Annotated in this window: 1 protein-coding gene and 1 pseudogene; both read left to right on the top strand. The window is 29.3% G+C overall.

Annotated elements, in window-relative coordinates; all coding sequences use genetic code 11:
• The first annotated feature begins 202 nt into the window (after window positions 1–202).
• On the top strand, window positions 203–1,756 hold the full coding sequence (locus tag ACKI4K_RS03135; protein ID WP_407422195.1) for an IS1182 family transposase: 1,554 nt from the start codon (window positions 203–205) through the stop codon (window positions 1,754–1,756).
• A gap of 73 nt (window positions 1,757–1,829) precedes the next feature.
• Window positions 1,830–2,062: pseudogene (locus ACKI4K_RS03130) on the top strand (hypothetical protein); the annotation flags it as partial.

The raw sequence follows: 2,062 nt of genomic DNA, 5'->3' as shown, positions 1-2,062 counted from the left end.
AAACTAAAATAATTGCCATTAAAAACATTAATTTTGCTTTCATAGTTTTTCACGTCTATCAATAATTATACTTTTTTTAAAATTGAGGTTGACTCATAATTTTTGTGTTTAAATTTTTTTTACTTATTTTTATCCTTTAATTATTTATACTAGGAAGTACAATCTATTATTAGAGTTAATTAACTTTTTAGTTGTGTTTTTTATGGTTTTGAGAGAGGATAAAATTGGTCAGCAATTATTAATTCCTTTGGACTTGAGGGAGTTGATTCCAAAAGATCATCCATGTTATTTTATTCAAAATGTTGTGGATGAAATTGATTTTTCAAAAGTCGATTTGAATTATTGTTATAAAGCAGGTAAACCTGCTTATTCTCGTAAAATGTTGTTACGTCTAGTTTTAATGGGTGCTTTTGATGGAGGGTTGTCTGGAAGACAAGTAGCTGCTAAAGCAGCTACAGATGTCAGTTATATGTACTTAGCAGGTATGGAAAAACCAGATTTCCGAACTATCAACAGATTCAAAGTGGATCATGCAGATTTAATTGATGACGCATTTAAAACAACAGTATTGATGGCAAAAGAATTAGATTTAGTAAAACTCAAACATATAGCAATTGATGGAACAAAAATCAAAGCCAAAGCATCCATAAATAATTTAACAAATCAAGAACAAATAGATTTACTCAAAGACATCTTAAAAAAGAGTATTGAACTCGATGAAGAAGAAGATGAAATTCTTGGAGAGGAATCAGGAAATTCAGTTCCAAAAGAATTAATTGATAAAGAATCCTTCGAAGAAATTTACAAAAAAGTAACAGAAACCACAAAAGGTGATAGAAACGAATTCAAACTACGAAGAAGTAGTAAAAAATTATTGGAACAAGCACAAAAGGATAAAAAATCAGCCCAAAAAATTCTCAAAAAAGTAGAAAAAATCGACACAGAACTCCAAAAGACCACTAATGATGTAATCAGCATCAACGACCCTGAATCAAGATGGATGCTAAATAAAAAGAGTAAATGGGAATTTGATTACAATTTACAAATAGGAGTAGACGATTACAAAGGAATAATCGTGTCATCATCACTAACACAAAATCCAACAGACGTATTTGAATTAATTCCGCAAATAGAACAAGTAAAATCAATATTTGGAGAATTACCTCCAAATACTCAGATTTCAGCAGACAATGGATACTCAACAAACGAAAACATAGATTATCTGGCAGAAAATCAACTTGATGGATACATATCCACACGAAAACTCTCAAGAAAACTCAAAAAAATCAATAAAAAGGATAAACCATTCGGAAAAGACAAATTCATCTTCGATTTAGAAAAAAACACATATGTATGTCCAATGGGGCAAATACTCGAAAACCAAAGAACCTTAAAAAACAAGCCACGAACCATATATTGGACAAACAACTGCAAAATATGCTCAAAACAACTGGAATGCTGTGGAAAAAATCGTAACAGACTAATAACAGATTATGGAAATCCAAACAAAATAAAAATGCTCAGAAAAATGGACGCTGAATGGGCTCAAGAAATCTACAAAAAAAGATCAAAAACTGTAGAATGGCCATTTGGAAATATAAAACAAAATTTAAAAGTAACAGAATTCAACACCACTGGACTAAAAAGAACACAAACAGAAGCAAAATTACTCGCAATATCACATAATTTAAAACGAATATACAACGAAACAATACAAAAAGAACTCATACATCAAAACAACAAACAAAATACTTAAAAAAAATATGTAAAAAAAATTATTTTAAAAATAATTTTGAGTCATCCTCTTTTTTAAAGAAACAGGAGTTCCTTTGATTTACTATGGTGACGAAGTTGGTCTTAAAGGAGAAGATGATCCTGATAACAGAAAGGTATTTCCTTGGAATAACATGAACATGGATATTTATAATCATTTCAAAGAACTTATATCCATCAGATTAAATTCCAATGCATTGAAAAAAGGTTCCATCCACTTTATTGAAAATGATGATTTTTTAATATATGAAAGAAAATTTGAAGATGAAGAAATATACACAGTATTGAA

The sequence above is a fragment of the Methanobrevibacter sp. genome (assembly GCF_045644645.1).
In the GTDB taxonomy this organism is placed as follows: domain Archaea; phylum Methanobacteriota; class Methanobacteria; order Methanobacteriales; family Methanobacteriaceae; genus Methanocatella.
This window is presented reverse-complemented; position numbering and strand designations above follow the sequence as displayed.